Origin of the sequence: Enterorhabdus sp. P55 (assembly GCF_009911695.1) — a bacterium.
Classification (GTDB): domain Bacteria; phylum Actinomycetota; class Coriobacteriia; order Coriobacteriales; family Eggerthellaceae; genus Enterorhabdus.
The window spans coordinates 1-2,173 of record NZ_QWKK01000196.1 but is presented as its reverse complement, the minus strand read 5'-3'; the positions used below and the strand labels follow the sequence as shown (position 1 = coordinate 2,173).

The following is a 2,173-nucleotide window of genomic DNA, read 5'->3' as shown; positions in this document are numbered from 1 at the left end:
GCAGGCAGGCCGAGGCAAGCGGCGCTTGCATCCGGCGGGCGCGGATCAGACGAGAGAGGATCAAGGACATGAGCGACTTCCACTGCCCCCTTTGCCATGCGGAGATCGACCACCTCGACTACACCGAAGAGGGCACCTACGCCCTGAACCCCGACGGCAGCTTCGACGATCGCGGCGGTTGCGTCAACGTCGGCCGCGTGTCGTGCCCTGCGTGCCACGGGAAGCTCGATTGGAGCCTCGAGGACGACGTGCCCACCGTCTGCGGCGCGTGGCGCATCGACGCGGGCGCGCTGCGCGAGGAGGTCGAGGGGGAGGTGCTCGGCGCGGGGTCGGCGCCTGGGCCCGACGCCCCCGCGGACGCCTACGCCTTCGACCGCATGTTGAAGGGTGGGGCGGAGTATTACGCGTGGTGCTACGGCGAGCAGATGGCGACCTTCGTCGAGGCATGGGACGGCGTCGCGCAGCGGGCGGGCGCCAAGGCGTGGCGCGACCTGCGCGCCGACGAACGTCACAAGCTCCTCGCCCGCGTCGCCCTCTCGCATTTCAGCGCCGACGTCGACCTCACGGCCGAGGGGTGGTGCGAGCGCATGGAGGCTTGCATGCAGGACGTCTGCGACAAGTCGCTCGGACGGTAAGCCCGAGCGCGAAGTCCCCGGGCCGCTGCCTTGCGCGACGAGGGGCGGCGGCCCAGTCCCCGAGGAGGTATCATGAGACAACCATTCAGCGCGGAGGAGGCCCCCTACGACGTGGTGCGCCTTCGCGGCAACTTTCTCACGGCGCTGGGCGCGAGCGGCATCACGCAGCGCGAGCTGGCGATAGCGAGCGACGTCTCGGTTGACGCCATAAGGCGCTCGCTGGTCTCCAACATGGCCGACCCTCAGCTCTCGACCATCGTCAAGGTGGCGGCCGCCCTCGGCATGAGCGCCGCGCAGCTCGTCGAGGGCATCGACGCCTAGCAGCCGATGGAAGGAGGGGCGCGGCGGCGCGTGCTCGCCTATAATTACCACTGGCAGCTCGAGAGAAAGGGACGCGATGAAGATCACGGCAGGGCAGATGAAGGCGATGAAGTCGGCGCCGAACTCCGCTTACGGCCTCATACTCCCCGAGTTCCTCTTCCACTCGAATCGGATGGAGGGATCGACCTTCTCCGAGGACGAGCTGTTCCGCCTCGTGGAGGACGGGCACGTGGTCGGAGACCACACCAAGGACGACGTGTACGAGACGATAAACTCGATCGCGCTGTTCGACCACATGGTCGACGGCCTGGGCTCTCCCATCACCCCCGGCATGCTCGTCGAGATGAACCGCATGCTCTTCGCCGGGACGACCGACGAGGCCGACGGGTTCACCGGGCACTACAAGGAGATACCCAACCGCATCGTCGGATCGCGCGTCCAGGTCGCCCTGCCCAGCGACGTCGAGCAGGGCGTGGAAGACCTCCTCGGCTGGTGGGAGGGATCCCCGAAGGGGCCGCGCGAGATCGTGCTCTTCCACGTGCGCTTCGAGCACCTCCACCCGTTCCAGAACGGCAACGGGCGCATCGGCCGCGTCCTCATGCTGAAGCAGTGCATCGAGCAGGAGGCCGACCTGATCGTCATCGACGAGGCGCACGGGGACGAGTACAAGTCCTACCTAGAGATCGCCCAGATGAGCTTCGACGGCGAGGCCTACGGCCCCCGCGAGCTGTCCGTTCTGGGAGAGGTGCTGGAGCGGTGCGCCGCGCGCTTCGCGCGCAAGATGGGCGACCTCGGCGTGCCGAGGCTGCTCCCGCCGTCCCTCTGACATGAGGGGTGGGTCGGGGAGCCCCGCGCGTCGTCGCCTGAACGAGGAGGGGCCGCGGCCGGAGAGCCGCGGCCCCTCCTCCTCTATCGGCCCGGAGGGCCGCTCAAGATCAACTCTCGCGAGCAGCCGAAGCTCGTAGGCGCAGGCCTTCCCCGACGCACGGAGCTGATGCTATAATCCTCCGTGGATCGGCACTCCAAACCTCCGATCCGGTCACATGAGAGGAAGGCAACGCCCATGCGCCACGCATTCTCGCCGCTCTGCGAGCAGCGGCAAAACCACCCTTCACACACGCGCTCCAAGCGCAACCCCGTCACTGGCTCCGCCGGGCCCTCCCCCTGCCAGGGGAGGGCTTCGAGTCCCCACTGGCCTTACGGCCGGTAGGGACTGC

Annotated in this window: 3 protein-coding genes; all 3 read left to right on the top strand. The window is 68.1% G+C overall.

The annotated features are described in order from the left end of the window. Positions 1 to 68 precede the first annotated feature (68 nt). The 3 genes from D1643_RS10700 to D1643_RS10690 all read left to right on the top strand — a co-directional run bounded on the left by D1643_RS10700 (position 69) and on the right by D1643_RS10690 (position 1,782). The gene (locus D1643_RS10700; RefSeq protein ID WP_160710594.1) at positions 69 to 635 is read left to right on the top strand and encodes a hypothetical protein; all 567 of its coding nucleotides are present in this window, start codon (positions 69 to 71) and stop codon (positions 633 to 635) included. Between the two features lie 72 nt (positions 636 to 707). Further along, positions 708 to 956 carry a helix-turn-helix domain-containing protein gene (locus tag D1643_RS10695; protein WP_160710593.1) on the top strand — a complete coding sequence of 83 codons (249 nt, stop codon included), beginning with the start codon at positions 708 to 710 and terminating at the stop codon, positions 954 to 956. 76 nt (positions 957 to 1,032) lie between these two features. Next, positions 1,033 to 1,782 (top strand): Fic family protein, encoded by a 750-nt coding sequence (locus D1643_RS10690; protein ID WP_160710592.1) that lies wholly within the window; start codon positions 1,033 to 1,035, stop codon positions 1,780 to 1,782. Positions 1,783 to 2,173 lie beyond the last annotated feature (391 nt).